At 50.3% G+C, this 23,158-nt stretch carries 19 protein-coding genes; 15 read left to right on the top strand and 4 right to left on the bottom strand.

The window, feature by feature from the left end:
- Nucleotides 1-181 precede the first annotated feature (181 nt).
- Both AB3N00_RS18560 and AB3N00_RS18555 read right to left on the bottom strand, forming a co-directional pair.
- Nucleotides 182-574: a hypothetical protein gene (locus tag AB3N00_RS18560; RefSeq protein WP_413035890.1), complete on the bottom strand. Its 393-nt coding sequence runs from the start codon at nucleotides 572-574 to the stop codon at nucleotides 182-184.
- A 37-nt stretch (nucleotides 575-611) separates the two neighbouring features.
- Nucleotides 612-1,028: a hypothetical protein gene (locus AB3N00_RS18555; RefSeq protein WP_413035889.1), complete on the bottom strand. Its 417-nt coding sequence runs from the start codon at nucleotides 1,026-1,028 to the stop codon at nucleotides 612-614.
- A gap of 365 nt (nucleotides 1,029-1,393) precedes the next feature.
- Between AB3N00_RS18555 and AB3N00_RS18550 the strand changes: the two genes are divergently transcribed.
- Nucleotides 1,394-3,424 carry a methyl-accepting chemotaxis protein gene (locus AB3N00_RS18550; protein ID WP_413035888.1) on the top strand — a complete coding sequence of 677 codons (2,031 nt, stop codon included), beginning with the start codon at nucleotides 1,394-1,396 and terminating at the stop codon, nucleotides 3,422-3,424.
- A 149-nt stretch (nucleotides 3,425-3,573) separates the two neighbouring features.
- Here AB3N00_RS18550 and solA read toward each other — a convergent pair whose 3' ends face one another.
- Together solA and AB3N00_RS18540 are read right to left on the bottom strand one after the other, a co-directional pair.
- A complete protein-coding gene (solA, locus tag AB3N00_RS18545; RefSeq protein WP_413036076.1) occupies nucleotides 3,574-4,731 on the bottom strand; it encodes an N-methyl-L-tryptophan oxidase in 1,158 nt (385 codons plus the stop codon).
- Nucleotides 4,732-4,952: 221 nt separating this feature from the next.
- Complete coding sequence (locus AB3N00_RS18540; RefSeq protein WP_312884322.1) at nucleotides 4,953-5,327, bottom strand: iron-sulfur cluster biosynthesis family protein; 375 nt, start codon at nucleotides 5,325-5,327, stop codon at nucleotides 4,953-4,955.
- 218 nt (nucleotides 5,328-5,545) lie between these two features.
- Between AB3N00_RS18540 and AB3N00_RS18535 the strand changes: the two genes are divergently transcribed.
- From AB3N00_RS18535 to AB3N00_RS18470, 14 genes are all read left to right on the top strand, one after another.
- Complete coding sequence (locus tag AB3N00_RS18535; RefSeq protein ID WP_413035887.1) at nucleotides 5,546-6,442, top strand: metallophosphoesterase family protein; 897 nt, start codon at nucleotides 5,546-5,548, stop codon at nucleotides 6,440-6,442.
- Between the two features lie 252 nt (nucleotides 6,443-6,694).
- Entirely contained in the window at nucleotides 6,695-7,723 is a 1,029-nt protein-coding gene (locus AB3N00_RS18530; RefSeq protein WP_413035886.1) for a LacI family DNA-binding transcriptional regulator, read from the top strand.
- A gap of 180 nt (nucleotides 7,724-7,903) precedes the next feature.
- Nucleotides 7,904-9,175: an ABC transporter substrate-binding protein gene (locus AB3N00_RS18525; RefSeq protein ID WP_413035885.1), complete on the top strand. Its 1,272-nt coding sequence runs from the start codon at nucleotides 7,904-7,906 to the stop codon at nucleotides 9,173-9,175.
- An 83-nt stretch (nucleotides 9,176-9,258) separates the two neighbouring features.
- Nucleotides 9,259-10,146 (top strand): carbohydrate ABC transporter permease, encoded by an 888-nt coding sequence (locus AB3N00_RS18520; RefSeq protein WP_095289650.1) that lies wholly within the window; start codon nucleotides 9,259-9,261, stop codon nucleotides 10,144-10,146.
- Nucleotides 10,139-10,984 (top strand): carbohydrate ABC transporter permease, encoded by an 846-nt coding sequence (locus AB3N00_RS18515; protein ID WP_413035884.1) that lies wholly within the window; start codon nucleotides 10,139-10,141, stop codon nucleotides 10,982-10,984. Before AB3N00_RS18520 ends, AB3N00_RS18515 begins: the two co-directional genes overlap by 8 nt.
- Before the next feature lie 82 nt (nucleotides 10,985-11,066).
- Complete coding sequence (locus tag AB3N00_RS18510; protein ID WP_413035883.1) at nucleotides 11,067-12,566, top strand: glycoside hydrolase family 30 protein; 1,500 nt, start codon at nucleotides 11,067-11,069, stop codon at nucleotides 12,564-12,566.
- An 86-nt stretch (nucleotides 12,567-12,652) separates the two neighbouring features.
- Nucleotides 12,653-15,646 (top strand): beta-galactosidase, encoded by a 2,994-nt coding sequence (locus AB3N00_RS18505; protein ID WP_413035882.1) that lies wholly within the window; start codon nucleotides 12,653-12,655, stop codon nucleotides 15,644-15,646.
- A 200-nt stretch (nucleotides 15,647-15,846) separates the two neighbouring features.
- Nucleotides 15,847-16,404: a GNAT family N-acetyltransferase gene (locus AB3N00_RS18500; protein ID WP_413035881.1), complete on the top strand. Its 558-nt coding sequence runs from the start codon at nucleotides 15,847-15,849 to the stop codon at nucleotides 16,402-16,404.
- 225 nt (nucleotides 16,405-16,629) lie between these two features.
- Nucleotides 16,630-17,454: an alpha/beta hydrolase gene (locus AB3N00_RS18495; protein WP_413036075.1), complete on the top strand. Its 825-nt coding sequence runs from the start codon at nucleotides 16,630-16,632 to the stop codon at nucleotides 17,452-17,454.
- A gap of 79 nt (nucleotides 17,455-17,533) precedes the next feature.
- Complete coding sequence (locus AB3N00_RS18490; RefSeq protein WP_413035880.1) at nucleotides 17,534-19,177, top strand: AraC family transcriptional regulator; 1,644 nt, start codon at nucleotides 17,534-17,536, stop codon at nucleotides 19,175-19,177.
- A 118-nt stretch (nucleotides 19,178-19,295) separates the two neighbouring features.
- A complete protein-coding gene (locus AB3N00_RS18485; protein ID WP_413035879.1) occupies nucleotides 19,296-20,297 on the top strand; it encodes an ABC transporter substrate-binding protein in 1,002 nt (333 codons plus the stop codon).
- A gap of 38 nt (nucleotides 20,298-20,335) precedes the next feature.
- On the top strand, nucleotides 20,336-21,328 hold the full coding sequence (locus AB3N00_RS18480) for a FecCD family ABC transporter permease (RefSeq protein WP_413036074.1): 993 nt from the start codon (nucleotides 20,336-20,338) through the stop codon (nucleotides 21,326-21,328).
- A complete protein-coding gene (locus AB3N00_RS18475) occupies nucleotides 21,321-22,343 on the top strand; it encodes a FecCD family ABC transporter permease (RefSeq protein ID WP_413035878.1) in 1,023 nt (340 codons plus the stop codon). Before AB3N00_RS18480 ends, AB3N00_RS18475 begins: the two co-directional genes overlap by 8 nt.
- A 36-nt stretch (nucleotides 22,344-22,379) precedes the next feature.
- The gene (locus tag AB3N00_RS18470) at nucleotides 22,380-23,111 is read left to right on the top strand and encodes an alpha/beta hydrolase (protein WP_413035877.1); all 732 of its coding nucleotides are present in this window, start codon (nucleotides 22,380-22,382) and stop codon (nucleotides 23,109-23,111) included.
- The last annotated feature ends 47 nt before the right edge of the window (nucleotides 23,112-23,158 follow it).

Here is a 23,158-nt window from a genome sequence, read left to right as displayed (position 1 = left end):
CTGGTAAGAAGCTTCTTTCACTTGTGTTGGTAGGGTCTTCAGCCACTAGATATTTCAACATGCAGAAGAGAGCCTGACGCTTAGTCAGGCTCTCTTTTTGTAATATATTCTATCCTTCGGTCTTCGTAACAGGGGTATGCTGTCACATGAAAAACAGTTATAAACGAAGCCGGAATCAGTTTTACATACGAGCTTTTTTGGCAGGAATTCGAATGGTGGAGGGCTCGTCCTTGGAACGCTTTAAATACGCTTTGCTCGGCTTATGCAACAGAAGGAACGGGATGGAACAAAGGTATAGCGTTTGGCCCCAGGTGGGTGGCATGGCTACGGCCAACAGTAACGCCAAAACCAGCGCTAAAATGGTCCTGATGTACTTACGTTGGGCAATGCAGACCACGATCCAGATTGCGGGCAGGCCTAGGAGGATAAACCGGGTAATGGCATCTGCTAGGGCAGCAGGGGCATTATCCAGCACACCGTTTAGTAACAACGAGATTGTTTTCAAAAGAGCATATCCCTCATAAACAACTTTGAGGCAGAGCAGAGAGTAAAAGGCGTTAAACCATTTTGGCATTTTCATATTGTTCACAGACTCCATTCCACTACTAAATCTATACTTGCAAATCCCGCTTGGAATACTGCCGCACAGGGGCCTCCTGCTTGAGATACATCTTGCTCGGTTTGTGGAGCAGGAGCACCAGCAGCATAAACAGATGCAGCAGCACCAAGAAATTTTGGAGGAACGCAGCAGTAAACAAGAAGGTAAGGGTCATAAAGGTGATCGTCAGCTTATATCTTTGTTTAGCAATGAAGACCATGGTCCAAATCGGCAGTCCCAGGATCAGCAGAATACGAATTCCCGCATCGGTGAAGTAGGCGACCTGATCGGATAGTGGAAACGCGGCGTAATCTGCACTATGCCGCAGGATATCGTAGATTAAAAAGCCCATGGCAATCCCGATATAAATTGTCTGCACCCCCAATAAGGCACGGATGACGTTTAATAATGTGGGCATTTTTGTATTCAATTTCTGTTCTCTCCCTAATGAATATGTAGTTCTTTAATTATACGTAAGTGATGTCATATTTTGTATTAAACCAAAGTCTATATTTATCAATCGGTTGGCGCCCCCTTTGTCCTAGATGCATCTGGGAAAAGAACTGCAGAGGTACTGCGCGAATATGAAAAGAAGCAAGGCACCTTCTGCCCTGCCTGGGGAGGTTTTAACTCATTGTATACGTGTGCCCCGGCTCAAAACATTCTAATCAAATGCTGTTTCCACTGAACAATTCACAGATAAATACCGATATAAAGAAAATACATAAAAGATGGACTACATCATGAGATGGAAGGTGAATTGTATTGAAGTTATTCGGTAAGGTGAAAGGAAGCATGGCGAACATGTCCTTCAGGGTCAGATTGCCGCTGATGATCAGTGTGCTGGTATGTGTCGTGCTGGTAGCGACGGCAATTCTGTGTTATAGAGTGGCAGAAAGCATCACGCTGGATAAAAGCAAGGACGAAATTAAGGCAACTTCCGACCGGATCGGTGCGGGCCTGTTTACGTCGCTAACCCTGGAGGAGCAGTCTACATTTTTGATTACTACACATCGTACATTTGAGGATTTGCTCGAAATACGGAATTCGGGAGAACAGAGCAATGATGAATTTTTCTCGGAAAATAGTGAGCTGATCGACAAAGCCAATGGCATATTGGCAGACAGTCTCGCAGGGATGGAAGGCAACAGCAATATTATTTTGCTGGATAAGGAAGGGACTATTGTTTCCGCGAATGATCCGGCGGCTCTCAAGGGGGAACGTGCAGATCGTGATTATTTCAAAAAGGCCATTCAAGGCCAAAATGTAATCAGCGACGGGATTATTTCGAAAACGCTCGGGACATTGGGTACGGCGTTCGCCATGCCAATTTACAATGATAACAACCAAGTGGAAGGTGTGCTGGTGTCTACCGCAACAACGTCGTTCTTCGTTAACCAGCTGCAAGACATTCAGATTAATGAAGAGGGTAACGTCATCATTTTGGATCGTGTAGGTACGGTCATGTTTAATTCTTCCGATGAGAAGATGGCAGGCCAAAAGATGGAGTCCGGGGAATATCAGACATTGATTGATTTGCCTCCAAGCGAACAGCTGCAACAGGGGGAAATCAGCTCGGAAGAAAAAGTGGTGTTCTATTCGAAAATCCCACGCTCTGATTGGACCATAATTGTGGAGGATACATACGAGGATGTGCGAAAGCCGCTCGTATCCATGGCAACGAAAATGTATATCGTGCTGTTCAGTGCCATAGCAATTTCCATTGCAGCCGGAATTCTGATCTCCCTTATGGTAACAAGACCGATAACCAGACTGACCGGTTTGTTCAGACAGCTCGCAGGCGGAGATCTGACCGTTCAGGCAAAAGGGAAATACAGCGGGGAGTTTAAGGACCTGGCGGACAGCTTCAACACGATGGCGGGTGCCAACAGGCAGCTGATCTCCAGCATGAACAGCTCTATCGAAACGTTGAACACAAGTACAACCGAGCTGGATCAGTCCACACAGCAGACTTCCACAACCATTGCGGAAACAACAACAACGGCATTGGAAATCTCGCGGGCGATGGAATCACAGGCAAGCGATACGGAATCCATCGTGGATAAATTCATGAACGTGGGAAGCAAAATTGCCAGCGTGAACGAGAAGTCGCAGGCGGTGAAACGTAAGGCGGATGAGATTACCGATGCATTCGAAAACAATCATGAGGTCGTCGATAAGCTCATAGCCGTGAACAATCAGAACGAGATCGAAGTCGGCAATATTTCAAAAATAACAGTGCAGCTTGCCGAGAGTTCCTCCGGTATTCATCAGATTACGGGTACGATTGCCGAAATTGCGAATCAGACGAACCTGCTGGCACTCAATGCGTCCATTGAGGCTGCGCGAGCGGGTGATCAGGGACGCGGCTTCGCCGTAGTTGCCTCGGAGATCCGTAAACTGGCGGAGCAGACGACAGCACAATCGGAGGATATCAAACGGATTGTGATGCAGACGATCGAACATGTCGAGCAGAACAACCGCAGCGTACAGGCCATTGAGACCATTGCCGAACAGCATAAGAGCAGTGTTGGACAAACCAAGGAAACATTCACCTTTGTCACGCAAAATATGCATGAGATCATGGACCAGATACAAGCCATAGCATCCGAGATCGAATCCATTGAGCGGGACAAGGATGATGTCCTTGGCGCAGCACAGAACCTGTCTGCTTCCGGTGAGCAAGTATCTGCTTCGGTTGAGGAAGTGACCGCCACGATGCAGGAGCAAGCAGGCATGACGGAACATTTGGCAGAGATGGTGCAAACGATTGATGCTTTGACCAAACGGCTTGCTGAGGAAGCAGCGAGGTTTAAAACGAAGTAAAAAATGATGTAAGCAAATGATGTAACCATCTGGCGAATTAAGTAGGTATCATAATGGTCATTTGCTTTAACTAAACGGTGTAAATGAAGAAGACGTGCAAGGGAGCACAATCGGTAATGATTGATGATATCCCTGCACGTCTTTTGAATTTAGGGTGTTGAGGAGATGCCCGTCTTGGCGAATCGGGACAGGGCAAACCTCGAGATATCCTGGTCCGTATGTCCTGTCTGTACCAGATCGGACAGTATTTTGCCAATCGCACTAGCAAATTTGAAGCCGTGACCCGAAAATCCGCCTGCCAGCCAAACATGCTCATGCAGCGGGTGACGATCAATAATAAAATCCTCGTCAGGCGTCATTTCGTATTTGCATACACTGCCACGCTTCAATGGGCCTGCCGCCAGTGGCATTCGAAGCTCCAGCAGCCTCCGCAATTCACCCTCGTCTGTTTCTTCCGCTCCGAACGTTGTCTGAGGCTCTCCAGGCGTCCATGTTGGTCCCGTATCATGACGGCCAATCTTCACTCCAGCTCCGCCGATGCTGGGAAATCCGTAATAGACACCTTCCTGTTCGGATATGGTGAAACCAGGGAAATGTTCTTCGCCGAACAATGTTTCCGGTGCATCGAACCATCCTACCGTTTTGCGTACGGCGCGGATCGGGAGGTCCACGAACGGTTTCAACGTCTGAAACCAGGCACCCGTGCTGAGTATAAGCTTACTCGCGTGATATGTATCACCAGCAGACGTTTTTACCGCTACGGAATGTGGGCCACATTCGACATGTTCCACAAGAGTATGTGTCAACAGGGTGGCACCCTGTTGTTCTGCGGCTTGTCGATAAGCCAGAATGCACCGTTCACTGAACAGATAACCAGCGTCCGGTTCATACATGCCCTCGTAATGTTCGGGTATGGTAATCCCTGGCCAGCGCTTCATCACTTCTCTTGCACTCATGATTTCATATGGCACACCCGCTGCATCTGCATGAGTCAACCGGTCGCGAAACGAATGGAAGTCTGGATCAACCATGTTGATGACCCCTGAACGAACAAGCAGATTACTTCGAGTTATATCCTCCAGCTCCTGCCATAAATTCTGGGCAAGAAGCGCCATGGCTATGTAATCAGGTCCCCCGCTGTACACATGGCGAATCAATCGGGACTCTCCATGATGGCTCCCTTCGGTATGTGGGGGATCAAACGCATCAATCAGCAGGGTTTTTAGCCCACTCGTTGCCAGATAATAGCCTGCACTCATCCCCATGGAGCCTGCTCCAACGATAATGACGTCATAGTATTGTGTGATAAGAGCTCCTCCTCTCGCGGATATTTTTAGGCTTAAATAGCTTACATGATAATGTAGACTTGAAAACCGGTTAGGTCAAGAGGCAACTTATAGAGGATGGCATTGCAATAAGAGAAACTTTGGTATAAGAATATAACTTACCGTGCGTTTCATAACAAAAGCCGGTCACTCCACACTGGAGCACCGGCTTTTGCATATGTGATTAAGCGTAGTAAAATAAATCAGCGGACGAACCAGCTGAGCGGCTCTGGTGAAGCGTTTGCCGTATCCCGAAGATCATGGACCTTGACATTGCTGCCGTAGATCATGGAATCACTGCTCAGACGATAGGAAGGGAAGCTGTTTTCCGATTGCAGACGCAGGTTGGACTCGAAGTAGATCTGCTGCTGTTTGTTGATGAGAAAAGGAAGCGTACCGGACTCAATCGGAATGTCGTCGCTATCCGGTTCGTTAACGATCAGGAGGACCGCAGTGCCGTCGCATCCGCATCCATCGGTGTCATAAAACAGCTTTAAATAGCCTGGCCGATCTCCCAGCATCGCGTTAAGTCTTGATTCTGCCAGCGGGCTGACCTGAATGATCATAACGTCGTTCACACTCCTCTAATCACCTTATGAATTCGCTTACAATCTAATATATGGGCGAGTGTTGTAAAATAGAAGGGGAATCGACGACAAAATAAAGGAAATTAACGAGAAATTGTGTCATGTATAAGCTAACAAGCTTGTGAGCCATACATAAACGCTAATGACATCTTACAGTGTGATTTAACGAGAACACGAACATGTTTTGTCAGCGAAGGAGGCAGATTTGCATGAAAATCACCAAGCTGAATGAAGAACCCATCGAACGATTCAATTATCTGAATGCCATACCCGGGGGAGACGTGGCCGAAGCACAGCTGCCCATTTACCATGGCACGGTTTCCGGTCTGCCGGAGGGCGTGGATGCGCTTATTGTGGCGTCGGATTTGCAGGGCATCATACCTGTCCCCCGGGAGAATGGACATCAGAAAACCACCGATATGACGACTGGTACTGAACCAGGCATGGATCGTTTGCTTGGTGAAATGTTGCCTGCCCATGTCCGGTTGCTGCTGGAGGTGGAATGGCCGGAGATTGATCCAGGACGTGTGGGTGTGTTATTGTGTGGCGACCTGTATGCCCGGCGCGGCAAAAGAGGAGCAAGCGGCAATCCGGTTCCCGTCTGGCTTGCCTTCCGGGAAGCCTTCGGCTGGGTTGCCGGGATAGACGGCAACCATGACCTTACCGATGTAGCAGGCGCTCATCGGTTGCAAAGCGGCGAGGGCATCCACTACATGGATGTCCCAGCCGTGATTGGCGCAGGCCCACCGGGTGGTCCTGTGCCACGGGGCGCCGTCCAGTCACAGCTACTGCGCATCGCTGGCCTGGGCGGCATCATCGGCAGGCCGGACAAGCCCAACCGGCTGCCGGAGAAGCACTACCTGCAATCCGTGAACAAGCTGCTGAAGCAGCAGCCGGATTGCTTGCTGTTGCACCAGAGCCCGGGCATTCCCGAGCATGGGCTCATGGGTGAACCGCTGATCCGGCAGGCCCTCGAGGCAGGGCCGGAGACGGTTGTTTTTTGCGGGCATACCCACTGGGATACGCCCCTTGTGCAGCTGAAGAACGGCACACAGATCGTAAATGCCGACAGCAAGCTGTTTATTTTGACACGCTATATAAGTTGAACTAAACAATTACACAATAACGGAGAGGACAGAACCAATCTGTAGAAGCGGAGCGTTCGCCTTTATCCCCGGATTTTCCCCTTATATATAGGGAATCAGAAAAATCTGGGGATAACAGCGATCGGAAGATGGTTCTGACCGCACAGTGATCCAGTGTAAAATGATTCGCTCACCTGAATGAAACCCATTTCATCCCCCATCCTTATCTGGTATGATAAGCAGGAAAATTAGAGACAAAGGAAGGTTCCTTTTATGACACCGATCACCATTTATGACATCGCCAAAGAAGCGAATGTATCTGTAGCGACCGTCTCCCGGGTGCTCAATGATACGGCACCCGTACGTGCAAGCACGAGAGAGAAGATCATGTCGATTATTGAAAAGCACCAGTTTCAGCCCAATGCGCAGGCGCGCAGTCTAATCAAGAAAGAGACGGGCACGATTGCCATCATCCTTCCCGACATTACCAATCCGTTCTTCCCGGAAGTGTTCTGGGGCGCCGAGAATGAGGCACGCGGATTGGGGTACACGTTCTTTCTGTGCAATACGGCGGGAGACTACAACCGGGAGTCCGAGTACCTGTCCATTTTGCGGGAGAAACGGGTTGACGGCATTATTTTTCTCGGCGGAAGGATCAACATGCAGCACTGTCCGGATGACATGGCACAGGAATTGATCGATATGGGCAAACGCATGCCAATTGTACTGGTCAATGGCAATATTCCCAAAGGAGGTTTCCACCGGGTCTACACGGATGAAGCGGCAGGTGCTGTACTGGCTGTTGAACATCTGCTGGAACTGGGGCATCGGGATATCGCTTTTGTGGGCGGATTGAGAGAATTGTCCACGACCATGGTCAAGGTGAAGGCCGTGCAGAAAAAACTGCGGGAGCATGGGCTTGAAATTCCGAAGGACCGCCAGCTGCTCGGCAGTTTCTCCATCGATGACGGCAAACGGGAGATGACCAAGCTGCTGGAGCAGGACAACCCTCCGACAGGAGTGATCTGCGTGAACGATTACACGGCCATTGGTGCCATTAAGGCGACGATTGAGCATGGCTTGTCGATTCCGGAGGATATTTCCATCGTTGGATTCGATGATACGCCGCTGGCCAGTGCAGTTATTCCGGAACTGACGACCGTGTCCCAGAACACGTATCAGCTCGGCAAGCTGGCGGTGGACAAGCTGCATGAGCTGATTAATCAGGGACAGGCGAAGAAGCAGACCGTATTGCAACCGGAGCTGATCATCCGTCAGAGCACAGGGCAAGCGAAGCGATAAAGGGACGGACATCTGGAAAAGAAAGCGTTGACATTCCCTCGGAAGGTGAAATATAATGAGTCCGTAAATGAAACCCCTTTCATGAAGTGGAACGGGTTTTAGTTTTAAGCTTTATGAAACCCATTTCATGAAATGGGTTTCAGTGTGGTCATCCATTCATTTATCGAGGGGGCGTACCGTATGAGAAGAAGTTTAAAGGTCATTTCGTTAGTAATGTTGGTTATGGTCATGGTTCTGACAGCTTGCAGCAGCGGAGACAGCGGCGATTCGGCCGGTGGAGCCGGCGGCAAGGTTGATCTGAGCATGACGATCTGGGGCTCGGAGGATGAGAAGAAGATTTACCAGGAGAGACTCGACATTGTGAAACAAACCTATCCCGATATTAATGTGAAGCTCAACGTGGTTGCCGGAGATTATGACCAGAAGGTACAAACCATGATCGCGGGCGGAACTGCACCCGACATCATGATGATTGCCGAGAACTATCAGGCGTACGCCTCCAAAAATCAGATTATCCCGCTGGATGAGATGATCCAGGCAAACAATGTCAACATGTCGGAGCGTTATTCCGATGACATCGCGAACCTCATGAAGTACGACGGCAAACAGTTCGGTATGCCGGACCGCGCAGGTGCGATGGTGCTCTTTTATAACAAGGATCTGTTCGACAAGGCTGGTGTGGAATACCCAACCAAGGATTGGACTCAGGAAGACCTGCTCGAAGCAGCCAAGAAGCTGACGGTGAAGGAGAATGGCAAGACGGTTCAATGGGGGTACTACCCGGGAAGCTGGTGGCCGCAATGGATGCAGCTGATCTACCAGAATGGCGGCTCGCTGTTTGACGAGAGCGGCAAGCCAACCTTCAATACTGAGCCGGTACGCAATGCGCTACAATTCATGAATGACCTGATCTTCACGCACGGTGCAGGACCGACGCCTACGGAGATTGCCGACATGGGCAATATCGGCGCAGACCCGCTGTTCGCTCAAGGCAAAATCGCGATGGAGACCACAGGATTCTGGAATATCGGCTCACTTGCCAAGGTGGAAGGCATCAACTGGGATATCTCCCCGGTATGGGGTGAGACGAACGCGTTCTTCAACGGCTTCACCATTACGAATGCGTCCAAACACAAGGAGGAAGCGTTCAAGATCATTGAAGCACTGACGACGCCTGAGGCACAGATGCCGATGATCAAGGCAGGACAGGATGCACCGGCCACGAAGGCGGGACTGTCCAGCGATGAATTCCTGAATGCCGAATACGGCGGCAAGAAGATCAACATGGCTGCTTTCAGCGAATCGACCATTTATGCCGAACCGTTTAACCCGCAATGGAACGAAATGATGAAACTGATCAACGACAAGCTGGGTGTGTACTTCAACAACAAGGCCTCACTGGATGATACGGTAACCGAAATTCAGAGTGGACTGGAACGACTCTACAAATAGCATGGACAGGGGGACAGATGGAGCGCAGCACATGAACTTGTGCGAATCTCCATCTGCTCTCTACGTCATGGGGAGGGCTTAACGTGAGAAAAAAAGACGGGAAATGGTTTTATCTCTTCATCTCGCCTTGGCTGATCGGTTTCCTGGGGCTTACCCTGGGTCCGATCCTGTTTTCCATCTATATGAGCTTCACCAATTGGGATCTGTTCCAGACCCCGGAATTTATCGGTATCGACAACTACAAAACGCTGCTCACCGATGATCCACTGTTCTGGAAGTCCGTGGGCAATACGTTCTTCTATGCCTTGATTTCCATTCCGCTGGGCATGTCGATATCCCTCTGGATTGCCTATTATTTGAACAAAAAAATCAAGGGCATTACCTTTTTTCGCATATTGTTCTATCTGCCCTCGGTCGTTCCGGTCGTAGCAAGCTCGCTGCTTTTTATTCATTTGCTGGCACCGACCGAAGGGTTGATCAACAAGGCTCTGTCGATCTTCGGCATTCCAGGTCCTGCCTGGCTGCTCGATCCCAACTGGGTCAAACCTGCATTGATTCTCATGTCCCTCTGGGGAGTTGGGGGTGGCGTGGTACTGCTGCTGGCGGGTATGAAAGGCATTCCCCAGGAGCTGTACGAGGCTGCTGCCATTGACGGGGCGAAGAGCACGCAGTCCTTCTTCCATATTACTTTCCCGATGCTCACACCCGTCATTTTCTTCAACCTGGTCACCGGGATGATCGGGGCGCTGCAGACGTTTGCGCAGGTGTTCATTGTTACAGCAGGCGGACCTGACAATGCGAGCCAGATGGTCGTTCCCTACCTGTTCCAGAATGCTTTCCAGTTCTACAAAATGGGCTACGCCTCAGCCATAGCCTGGGTGCTGTTCATTATCATCATGGCGCTCACCCTGGTCGTGTTTCGTTCATCGGCACTATGGGTGCACTACGAGGAGGGAAAAGCCAATGAGTAATCCATCCACTGCGGAAAAAACGATATCCTACATTTTTCTGATTCTGGTCGGGGTGCTGCTTGCTTCGCCCTTCCTGTACATGATCTCGATCGCGCTGGCGAGTGACGCTACCACGGTAAAATCGGCCTTTACATTCGTGCCCATGGAGTTTCAATGGTCGAACTTCTACACGATCTTCACCAACAACAATCTGGGTACCTATCTCAAAAATTCAATCATCATTACCGTATTCACCATCGTGGGATCGGTATTGTCGGCTTCAGTAGTTTCTTACGGCTTCGCCCGTATTAAGGCCAAAGGCAGCCGGTTTCTGTTTATCGTCCTGCTGAGCACGATGATGATTCCAGGTGAGGTCACGATGGTGCCGCAGTTCATCATTTTCCGTCATCTGGACTGGATCAATACATTCTATCCGCTCATCGTACCGAGCTTCTTTGCGGGAGCGTTCAACGTATTCCTGATCCGCCAGTTCGTGATGAGCATTCCGAAGTCGCTGGATGAAGCAGCGATGATCGATGGCATGGGACATCCGGGAATTTACTGGAAGATCATCATGCCGCTGACGTATCCCATTTTGGCGGCCATCGCCATATTCTCGTTTTCCTATAACTGGGGGAACTTCATGGGACCACTCATTTACATCAATGATCCGGAGAAAATGCCGCTTGCGCTCGGTGTTCAGCTCCTGACCACGGTAGGTGGCGGACAGATGCCGCCATGGAACTTGGTCATGATTGCCTCCCTGTTCCTGACCATCCCGATGGTTCTGGTCTATCTGTTTGGACAGCGTTATGTCTATGAAGCCAACATTAGCGGAGGCAGCAGCGGAATCAAGTAACGGGAGGTGCGTACAGTGATTGAACCGATCGTGAATCAAGGTGAATGTCATCAACGTGCATGGAGAAAGGGCTGTATCAACCATGGCGGATAACAAACGACGCAGCAGCCGCAAACGGAGCTATATCCTGATGGGTGTAGCCCTGATCGCGCTTCTGGCGGGAGGAGGAATGATCATGAATCATTTTACTAATGAACAGTCCAGGCCGCTTGCATTTGAGGGTGAACCGGTACGCTTGCAGCTCGAGCAGTCCTATGACCATTTTGAAGGCTGGGGAACCTCGCTTGCTTGGTGGGCCAACGATCTGGGGGGGTGGAAGGATCAGGCTAAGGTCGATGAAGTCATGGATCTCGTGTTTGATGCGGAAAAGGGGCTGGGACTGAATATCGTTCGCTACAATATCGGCGGAGAGGAAAACCCGGAGATGAAGGCACTTCGCCCCGGCGGAGATGTTCCCGGCTTCCAGCCTGAACCCGGCGAGTGGGACTGGGAGGCGGACGCAGGGCAGCGGGCTGTACTGCAGGGATCGCTGGAACGCGGAGTGAACATTGCTGAAGCGTTCTCCAACTCGCCACCCTATTGGATGACGATCAGCGGATCGGTCACGGGTGCCGTAGATGGCGGGAACAATCTGCGTGAGGATCAGTACGATGCCTTTGCCGATTATTTGACCGAAGTGGTGAAGCATTACCGGGATGAATGGGGCATTACGTTCCGGACGCTTGATCCGCTGAATGAACCTTCCTCGGATTGGTGGAAGAAAGGCAACATGCAGGAGGGCAGCCATTTTACCAACGACAAGCAGGCCGAGATCATTAAGAAGGTGGCTGCATCGCTGAAGAGCAAGGGATTGGATGGTACGGTTATCAGTGCTGCGGACGACAACAGCATTGACGAGACGGTGCACAATTTCAGCATCTATGATCAGGACACGCTGGATGTGATCGCCCAGATCAATACGCACTCTTATAATGGAAGCAAAATGGAGGAGCTGCGCACGCTGGCTGAGCGCCATGGCAAGAAACTGTGGATGTCCGAGTATGGTACAGGAGGCAGTGAACCGCACAATCATGAGGACATGACGTCGGTACAGGAGCTGGCCGAGCGGATCATGTTTGATCTGAAAATCATGCAGCCTTCGGCCTGGGTCTATTGGCAGGCGGTTGAAGATGAAGGCGCGAATAACAACTGGGGCTTCATTCACGCCAATTTTAACGGGGAAGAGAAGTATGAGATGACCAAACAGTATTACGGCATGGCCCAGTTCACCAAGTTCATTCGTCCGGGCGCGAAGATGATTCCGACCGATGATGGCCGCACGCTGGCCGCCTATGACGCAGAGCGTCAGAGACTGGTGCTTGTCATCCGCAATGAGCTGTCTGCCGGGAAAAAGGCGTTTGAGCTGCAGTCTTTTGATTACGCGAATTCATCCAAGGCACAGGTCTACCAAACCTCACCGGACCGAAATATGGAACAGCTTGATGACGTTCCGGTGTATGCCAATGGATTGGAAGTGTCTGTGGCAGACAATTCCGTAACAACGGTTGTTCTGGAAGACGTAACGTTGAAAGCCGGTAAATAGATGGAACAGGCGCATATGGACTCACTTGGCTAAGAATAAACGAATGACATATGAACTCAAACACAAAAGAAGGAGGGGAAAACGCTTTGACAGAGAAACCATCCCTTTTGCTTCATGAGCAGGAGAAGAGTGTAGAACCTGGGGCTGAAAACAAGATTTATTCAGAGCTTACTTACGATCAGTACAGCTTCATGTGGAATGGACAACGTGTATTTCTGAACAGTGCAACGATTCATTACTTCCGGATGCCGAGGGAAGAGTGGCGGAAGGTGCTGGTTAAGGCCAAGCTGGCCGGCATGAACTGTATTGATACCTATTTTGCCTGGAACGTACATGAGCCTGAGGAAGGTCAATGGGCATTTGATGGGGATCGCGATTGCGGAGCCTTCCTGGATCTGTGTGCAGAACTGGGCATGTGGGTCATCGCACGTCCAGGCCCGTTTATCTGTGCGGAATGGGATTTTGGCGGATTCCCTTACTGGCTGGAAACAAAGCCGAATGTAAAATTCCGTGAAAACAACGAAACCTATCTGCACTATGTGGATCTGTATTTTGACCGGATCGTACCGATCATTCGCGAGCGCCAGGTTTCCGACGGAGGCAGCGTTATTCTCGTCCAGGTCGAGAACGAATACGGGTATCTGATGGATGACGCCGCAGCAAGCGATCATATGAATGTGCTTAGGGATGGGCTTCTGCGCCGCGGGATCGACGTTCCGCTTATCACCTGTGTAGGTGGGGCAGAGGGCACGATTGAAGGGGCTAACTTCTGGTCGGGCGCTGACGGGCATTATGCGAAGCTTCGTGCGAAACAGCCGGATACCCCGAAGATGGTTACGGAATTCTGGACAGGATGGTTTGAGAACTGGGGCGGGCCATCTGCCATTCAGAAAACAGCGCCATTGCTGGAAAAACGATTGATGGAGATTCTCCGTGCCGGGTATACCGGAATCAGCCATTACATGTTTTATGGCGGGACCAATTTCGGTGGATATGGCGGAAGAACCGTGGGCAGCAGCGATATATTTATGGTCACTTCCTATGACTATGATGCGCCGCTGAACGAATACGGGCGTGTAACACCTAAGTATGCCGTAACCAAGAAGTGGTCTTATTTCGTGAATACTTTCGGATCATTTCTGATGGAGAGCGAAGAGGTTCCAAAAGCAGAGATTAACGTACGCCTTCCGGCGGGCGTTTCCTTAAGAGGCAGGCGTGCTGGTAACCAGAATGTTTGGTTTTTGGAGAGTCTTCGAGATGAACGGGAGACGCTGTCCATTACGCTTGAAGAAGGACGGACGCTTCCTGTTGTCCTGAACCCGGGTCAGATTGTTCCCGTTTTCGACCGGATCCGAATCGCGGACGATGTCTTTCTGACCAGTGGCGCACTGATTACGGGCAATGAGATCGTGAATGGAGAACGGACATTGTTCGTTGTAGGAGACACGGGACAGCGTTCGGTTGTTGAACTGGAGGCACCCTCACTTCGAGTTATAAGCAGCAGCATGCAGCTGCTTCTTGATCATGATCCGGTAAGCGATGTTCGGCGTCTCGATCTGTTCCATTTCCGGGAACCAGGAACGGTTCGTCTGGAGGCGGGCGGCGTTCCTCTCCGCATCATGGTGCTGGACAGTAAAGCGATGGATCGCACCTGGAGAATCGAAGGTACGAAACAGGAGCAGCTGCGTTATGCCATTGGGTTTGATGAGGTTGACCTGTTACCATCCGGTCAGGTAAAGGGCATGATCTCCGATCCGGATCGCACGATTCTGCTGCTCGGTGGCTGGACCGATGGTGAACAGTCGCTGACTGGACGCGACCTTATTGATCGGGATGCAGTGGCTGAGTACAGCCGCGCGGAGGAAACAGGTGCTCACAAGTCGGTGACAGGAACTCACCAGCTTCAGCTGACCATGCCGCCAATGCCTCCGAAGTTGTCCGATTCCCCGGACGTATCGCGTGTAACGTTGGAAGCGGAAGGGCGATCGTCAAGCGGACAGCCGGAGCACTTTGCGCAATATGGACAGGATTACGGATATCTGCTCTATGAATGCGACTTCCACAGTGATACGAGCGGTTCGAGCCATCTCATTCTGCCGGCTCTTCAGGATACGGCAAGAATATATGTAAATGGTGTGGAACAGGCACTGGTGAGGCAGGTTGGTGCAGCGGGTGTGAGAGTGAGGACTTCCGAAGGAACGAACAGACTGCAGATCCTGGTCCAGCATATGGGCCGACTGAATTTCTCGCCGTTTCTGGGAGAGAGCAAAGGATTAGCTGGGTCTGTGTATCTTGGCGGTTCGGTTCAGGATATCCGGCGAGACTGGCAAGCAGCAGCTGGGATGGTTCATCTGGATGAGGGGAATTATCTGGAGGGAAACCCGTTGCTGAGCAGGAGCTTTACACTGGATGACATGGACCGTGCCATTCTGGTTGGAGCAGTAAGCAAGGGACTGCGAATCAATGGCATCGATGTACCCATGGAAGGATACCAGGATTGGTTTTCATTCCATACGGTGGATTTATCACCTTATGTGAAACCGGGCGAGGTCAATACACTGGAGATGCCTTATAGCAAAGCCCCATTGAATCGTCTTGAGCTTATCTTGTATCGAAATGAAGATGAACTGACCAATTGGCGCATGGCAGGCAGCGAAGCTATACTTCCACAGCAGTGGGGAACACAGACACCCGATCCATCGAACAAATCAGGTAATCACGAGGCCAATGCGCTTATTGCCCATCATGGTGGCAATGGTACTGCCAATCCTGTGGTTGATCGTTCATACGGTCAGCCCGTGTGGTACCGCTGGCGTTTCTCCCGTCCCATTGTTTCGGAATTTTACGAAGTGAATCTGATGCTTCGCCTTACCGGAATGAGCAAGGGAGCCCTTCATCTGAATGGGCATCATCTGGGACGCTATTGGCAGATTGGCCCGCAGGAGGATTACAAAATCCCCGTATCCTGGCTGCAGGAGGAAAATGAACTGCTCGTATTTGATGAGGAAGGTTGCGCACCTGATCGAATCCGGCTTCTGTATGATGATCCGTCCCGTTATCCATGGTTTGTGATCGATTAGAATGGCCAGCACGTATGGATAGGAACAGTTAAACGTGTTCAGCAAGGCTCCTTTCTGATTAGTACGGTGATTGCTCTTTATCATCTGCTAGGCAAGAAAGGAGTCTTTTTTTAGAATATTTTGGTACAATGGCATGGAAGACACCTGCCCATATACTTGAAGACAAGGTTCATGACAGTCCATCATAAAGGAGACGATCCATGAGTACCCCGTTTGCATTTGACGAATTCCCTATACTTAAGACCGAGCGTTTTAACCTGCGAGAAGCGGAAGAACAGGATGCCCCCGATATTTTGGCATTATACTCCGATGAAACGGTTGTTGAGTTTATGCCGTTTACGCCTTTTGAGACTGTAGATGATGCGATGGATGAGATGCGTTGGTATGCGAAGATTTTCAGGGAGCAGTCCGGTTTGCGCTGGATGATTGAAGATGTGGGGTCCGGTAAGGTCGTTGGTACCTGTGGGTTCCTCAATAGAGAAGATATACATAACCGAGCAGAGATCGGATACGACCTGCATCCCGATTACTGGGGTAAGGGGGTCATGACCGAGGTCGCCCATGCCGTGCTGTATTTTGGCTTCGTGAACATGCAATTGAACAAAATCGAAGCGAAAGTGGAACCGCAGAATGAGGCTTCGATCCGTTTGCTGCACAAGCTGGGCTTTCAACAGGAAGGGCTGCTGCGGCAGCATGAGTTTGAAAAAGGAAGATACATCGATCTTGCTCTGTTCTCCAAGTTAAAAAGCGACCTATAGGCATGCTGACACCGTAAGGAATCCCAAAGGCAAAAGGCCGCGGTTCCTGCGGCCGAATGAAGACCGGACCATGTTCCGGTCTTTTTCATTCTTATTTTCCTCTCATAGAAGCGGTGTATTATCCATATCTGACCCGGCAGATCGTCCATGGCAGGAATGGAGTGCCTTGGATATAATCGGAGATTACAGCAGCATCCACAAGGAGGAATCACATTGAAACAAGTTATGAATCAGGATGGGATGAGCCCCGGGGTGATTTTGCCAGGAACATCTGAATATAAAGTACGTGCTGAGCAGAGCGGACGCGAATATCGGATCAAAGTTTTTGTTCCGGATAGTGCGCCGCCCGCCAGCGGATATCCCGTGATCTATTTGCTCGATGCCAACGCGGTGTTTGGCACCATGGTGGAGGCCATGCGGGTACAATCCGCCCGTTCGGACAAATCGGGAGTGGTCCCGGCAGTGATTGTCGGGATCGGTTACGCAGCCCGTCAGCCTTTTCCGCCAGAAAGACATTACGATCTCATGATGCCCGTTTCGGAAGCGGATCTGCCTAGAAGACCAGATGGTGCAAGCTGGCCGGAGCATGGCGGAGCAGAAGCGTTCATGCATTTTATCGAGGAACAGTTGAAGCCGGAGGTGGAGGGGATGTACTCCATTGACCGCAGCAGACAATCCATCGTAGGGCACTCCCTCGGCGGGTTGTTTGTATTGCAGATGCTGCTGGGCAATCCGGGAACGTTTCGTCATTACATTGCAGGCAGCCCGTCCATCCACTGGAATTCTTCATGGATTGCACAGCAGAGAGAATCATGGGTCTCCCGAGTGGAGAATTGCGGGGCAGAAATGCACGTGTTGCTCGCGGCAGGGGAACAGGAAGGAAGCCACCCGAGCGGTGTAGTGGAACGATCCAGGGAGTTTGCGCACTGGTTGAACGCTACAGGACTCGAAGGCCTGAGCGCTGAGTTTAGTTGTTTTGAAGATGAAGGTCATATTTCGGTGCTGCCGATATTGATGAGCAGGGCAATAAGGTTTGCCTCAAGGGGATAAATCGTGCGACATCCTGGGGAAATTTGATATACTAGACAGAGTGAATGAGAATGGTTATCAAATGGAGGCAGGAAAATAGATGATTTCCCAAAACTTTAACAAGGAGCGCCTGGTTGGTTCCGAACATCCGCTCGATCGTCTGACCTTAAAATTACGGGATATTGAGAAGATCAAATCCACTACCGGATGGGTTCTTCCCCAGCAGCATACTTCCTCTTATATATTGGTCATGGTTACAGGTGGCGAAGCTTTATTAACACTGGATCACAGTTCCGTGAATATCAGGGCACAAGGCGTGTATTCGTGTGTGCCTGAATCGACGTTTGGCTTGGCCTCTTTTGGGGAGGAAGGTGCTGAAGTAACATTAGTACGCTTCGATCTGTATGAGGAGGTCCAGGGTGACTCAGGTACATTGAGGCTCATTAAGGATACTCCTTTGTTTCAATCAGGCAGGGAACTGGCCGCGGCTTCCACTCTTCAGCTGGCATTTCATTGTGAAGAATTGAATAACCTGTGGCACAGCGGCAAAGCCATGGGCCGTTTTCATGCTCATCTTGAATTCCTGCAATTTCTGGTTCACGTTACAGAGGCTCACGCACCACTTAAGGAAGATTCTCAAATGTTAATTCAGCGAACCAAAGAATATATTGATGAACATTCCAATGAAAATCTGACGGTGGAATTTCTCGCAGGCATGGCAGGGCTGAGCCCCAAATATTATGTGGACTTGTTCAAGCGAAGATATGGAATGAGTACCACGGATTACATATCAGGACTTCGGATCAACCGGGCGAAGCAATTTATGGCCGGCACCGATCTTCGTCTGAGGGATATCGCCCATCAGGTCGGGTATCAGGATGAGTTCTACTTCAGTCGCAAATTCAAAAAACTAGTAGGCGTATCCCCGTCGGTATACATGAACAGCCGCCGCCGCAAAATCGCAGCCTATCATATTGGCGTGACCGGACATTTGCTGGCGCTGAACATGATTCCGTATGCGGCCCCGCTGCATCCGAAGTGGACAGCCTATTATTATCGCATGTACAGCAAGGACATTCCGGTGCACCTTAGCGCCTATCGGCTTGATCTGGAATGGGAATCCAAAATTCAGGCTCTGCGGGAGCATCAACCCGAACTGATCATCAGCTATGATCAACTGCGGCCTGAGGAGAGAAAGCAGCTTGAAGAGATTGCACCTGTGCAATATATAGCATCTTCGGAACACTCCTGGCGGTCACAGCTGCAGACGCTGGCTGCGCATGTTGGAGCAGAACAGGATGCCCGGAGCTGGCTGAAAAGCTATGACCTCAAAGTCCAGCAGGCCAAGGCGAAGGTTCAGCAGGCAATCGGAAACGGAACAGCCGTCGTTGTACGTTTGCTGAAACAGCAGTTTACAAGGTATAGTTCACATTCCATGTCAGACGTATTCTATGGTGATCTGGAGGTCAGACCTGCCTATTCCAGTCCGCACGGAACCGTATACAACGAACCCATTAGCATGGAACAGCTCAGCGAAATGAAGACCGATTGTATTTTCCTGATGGTGTGTCAGGAGAGTGAAACGTTATCTGTATGGGAGGATGTGCAAAAAACAGCTCTATGGCAAAATATCAAGGCGGTGCAGAATAATCGTCTGTATATCATAACGGCGGACCCCTGGCTCGAAAATTCCCCTGTAGCCAATGAACGGATTCTGGATGACATGATAAATAGGTTTCGGTAAATAATCCATAGGGATTCAGGACAGAGTCCATGGCTCTGTTTGTCATTCTTGTTTATCATTCAATAATGATTATTATTCTCAATTAGAGAATTGGACTATTGAAGGGGGAGCACTAGAGATGAAGAAAAAGTTGGGGTTATTGCTGGCGTTGATCTGTATGCTGACGGTTCTGGCAGCATGCGGTAATAAAGAGGAAGCGGCGGGAGGAACGGAAACTTCGGCGCAGACTGAAAGTACGGCAACCACTGGTGAAACGGATGCAACCCAGGCAGCAGAAGGAACACGAACCATTCAATATCTGGATCAGGAATATACCGTTCCAACCGATGTGAAACGGATCGTAATTACCGGCTCCATGGAAGCCATGGAAGATGCACTGGTACTGGATGTACATCCTGTAGGTGCAATCACCTTCGGCGGGGAATTCCCGGAGATGTATAGCTCCATTACGGATCAAGCTGAGTCCATCGGACAGAAGATTGAGCCAAACTTCGAAACCATTTTGTCGTTGAAACCGGATATTATCCTGGGGTCCACCAAATTCAAGCCTGAAGTGGCCGAGCAATTGAGCAAAATTGCCCCATTCATTCAGGTATCTCACATTGCGACGAACTGGGAAGCGAACCTGAATTTGCTGGCAGAGCTGACAGGCAAGCAGGATCTCGCGAAGAAGGAGATTGAACAATACAGAGCGGCCCTGACAACGGCACAGGCAGAACTTGGCGATACACTGAAAAACAAAAAGGTTGTGGCCGTTCGAATCCGTAACGGACAGATGTATGTATATCCCGAGTCGGTCTTTGTGAATCCGATTCTGTACAATGACCTTGGATTCCAGGTCCCTGCCGAGATTCAGGCAGCAAAAGCACAGGAAGCGATCTCCGTGGAGAAATTTGCTGAGATGAATCCGGATGTAGTGTTTATCCAATTTGAAGCTACGGAGAATGCGGACACGCCAAATGCACTGGAAGATCTGAAGAATAACCCAATTCTGCAGAAAACGACAGCTCTGCAAAATAATCATGCGTTTGTGAATGTGATTGATCCGCTTGCCGAAGGAGGCCCGGCGTGGAGCCGAATTCATTTCCTGGAGGCCGCTGTTGAGCAGCTCACCAAATAATTAGAGCAAGGCGTGTATAATCCATGCAAAAAAGAAGAATGAATCCGGCGGTGCTGTTTGCATCAGCACCCCTGATTATAGCAGCCACCATTCTGGCCTCCATTCTGTATGGAGCCAAAAATATTGATGTTTCCACGGTCACAGCAGCGATCTTTCAATTTGACACGAACAGCATCGATCATCAGATCATTGTGTCTTCACGACTTCCACGCGTGATCGGAGCTCTGCTGATCGGAGCTTTTCTGGCGGTATCCGGTGCTCTCATGCAGGGGATGACAAGAAATTATCTTGCATCCCCTTCCATTATGGGGGTATCGGACGGATCGGTCGTCGTCATCACACTATGCATGGTATTTATGCCGGATACGTCTGCCCTAGGGCTTATTTTTTATTCCCTGGCGGGATCCGCTTTGGGGGCAGGACTCGTATTTTTCATTGCCTGGCTGCTGCCCGGCGGGATGTCGCCTGTGCGGCTTGCCATTTTGGGTACCATTATTGGCACGTTTCTTGGCGGTTTGTCCCAGGCAGTGGCAACGTATTATCAGGTATCCCAGACCATCAGTTTCTGGTATAACGCCAGACTGCATCAGATGGACCCAACCATGATGAAGCTGGTTATTCCCTTTGCCGTGGTGGGATTGGCACTTGCGCTGATCCTCTCGAAGTCCGTTACCATTCTGTCCATGGGGGATGATGTGGCGACAAGCCTGGGGCAGCGGACCGCATGGGTCAAAGCATTATCCATTCTGAGTGTTGTTATCTTAACGGGGATTTCCGTGGCTTTGGCCGGGAAAATTGCATTTGTCGGATTGTTGATTCCGCACATCACGCGTTTTTTCTTCGGCGTGGATTATCGCTGGGTTGTTCCTTGTTCCGCCATTCTGGGCGGCATCTTTCTTGCCTGGTGCGATATTCTGAGCCGATTTATCAATTCCCCATTTGAAACACCGATCGGAGTCGTTACCGCATTGTTTGGCGTTCCTTTTTTTCTCTACCTGATCAAGACCAAAGGAGGGGGAAAACATGCCTGAACGGAAGCGGGGAAGATTATGGACCGTCATATTCGTATGTGCGGCAATCATCGCAGCCGCAGTGTATATCAGTCTGACGAACGGTACGTTCGACATATCGGTCATGGATGTGATCAAAACCTTATTGCGACTGGACCCTGTTCATGAACATGACCTGGTTATCTTTGACTTCAGGCTGCCGCGGATCGTGATCGCTCTGCTTCTTGGGTTGGGACTCGGGATTGCCGGGGCCGTCATTCAGGGTATTGCACGCAATCCGCTGGCTGACCCAGGCATGCTCGGGATCAATGCGGGTGCGGGAACGGCCATGGTGCTGTTTATGCTCCTGTTCCAAGGAACCATAACAGGTACTGGATGGTTGTCCATCATGGCTATGCCGCTGTTTGGGCTGGTTGGAGGACTAGTGGCAGTTACTCTTATTCTGTGGTTTGCGCAAGAGAGGGGACAGCTGGATTCACAGCGTCTAATCCTGGTGGGGATCGCCATTGGTTCAGGCTTCAGTGCGATTACGCTCTATCTTTCCCTGAAAATGAACCCGAATGATTTTGAGATGGCCACCGTCTGGTTGACCGGAAGTATCTATAATGCCAACTGGCGTTTCATTGTGGCCATGATTCCGTGGCTGGTCCTGCTTATTCCACTACTTTGGCTGAAATCCCGTGTGCTCGACGTGATGCAGTTGGAGGAAGCCAGCAGTCAGGGGCTCGGCGTGGATGTTCATAGGGAGAGAAAGGTACTCCTCCTGGGCAGTGTCGGATTGGTCAGTGCCTGTGTCGCAGTATCCGGCAGTATCGGTTTTGTTGGACTCATTGCTCCCCACATTGCCAGACGACTGGTAGGCCTTCATTATAAGCGGGTCATTCCGGTATCTGGTTTGGTGGGAATGGCCATGGTGGTTGTGGGTGATCTGATTGGGAAAACCATCTTTGCCCCGGCAGAGCTGCCTGTAGGAATTGTGATCTCCATTATTGGTGTCCCTTATTTTATATTTTTGCTGCTCAAAAAACGGATGTGATCAACCGGATTCTGTATTGGAGGAGAGGAACCGAGCATGAGTAAATGGATACATGAGTCAATAGACGGTTGGACGCTCCACATTCTTCTTCCACCCTCCTACGCAGAAGGAGGTCGTTATCCTGTTGTATATATCCAGGATGGGGGAGCAGTAGCCAAGGCCTGCAGCAATCTCCTGGACCATTATTTTCGATCAGGGTGGCTGCCGGAGATGATTCTGGTTGGCATTGAACCCCACAATCGGAACGATGATTATACACCTTGGCCTGCGCCTGCGCTTACGGCTTCATTCTCGTCTTTTGGCGGGCATGGCAGAGCGTATCTGGATACGGTCACAACGTATCTGAAACCTTATGTGGATTCCACATATCGTACACTTGCAGATCAAGCGAGCACAGGGATCGTGGGGTGTTCACTTGGGGGCTTGATCTCTCTGTATGCAGCCATCGAGTTCCCGCACGTATTTGGCAAAGTCGGCGCGTTGTCCGCTTCCATGTGGTACGAAGGCTTCCTGGACTACCTGACAGAACAAACCTGGTCTGAACGGAGTGACCTGAAGCTGTATATGTATGTAGGCAGCCTGGAAGGTGTATACAAACAGAACGTTCAGGCTCATATGCTTGACCATACGCGTGCAGCGTGCAGGATGATCCTGGCGAAGGGATACCCTGCCGATTGTTTGAACTACGTGGAAGAAGAGGGCGGAACACATGACATGCTGTTCTTTGCCAAACATTTTCCCGAAGCGTTACAGTGGCTGTTTACCTAGTTGGCGACTTGATCTGAACGTACTTAATCATCATTTTCAGGCCATCC

The organism is Paenibacillus xylanilyticus (assembly GCF_047246825.1).
GTDB classification, from domain to species: Bacteria; Bacillota; Bacilli; order Paenibacillales; family Paenibacillaceae; genus Paenibacillus; species Paenibacillus xylanilyticus_B.
The sequence above is the reverse complement of the archived record's forward strand: the minus strand, read 5'-3'. Positions and strand labels throughout refer to the sequence as shown.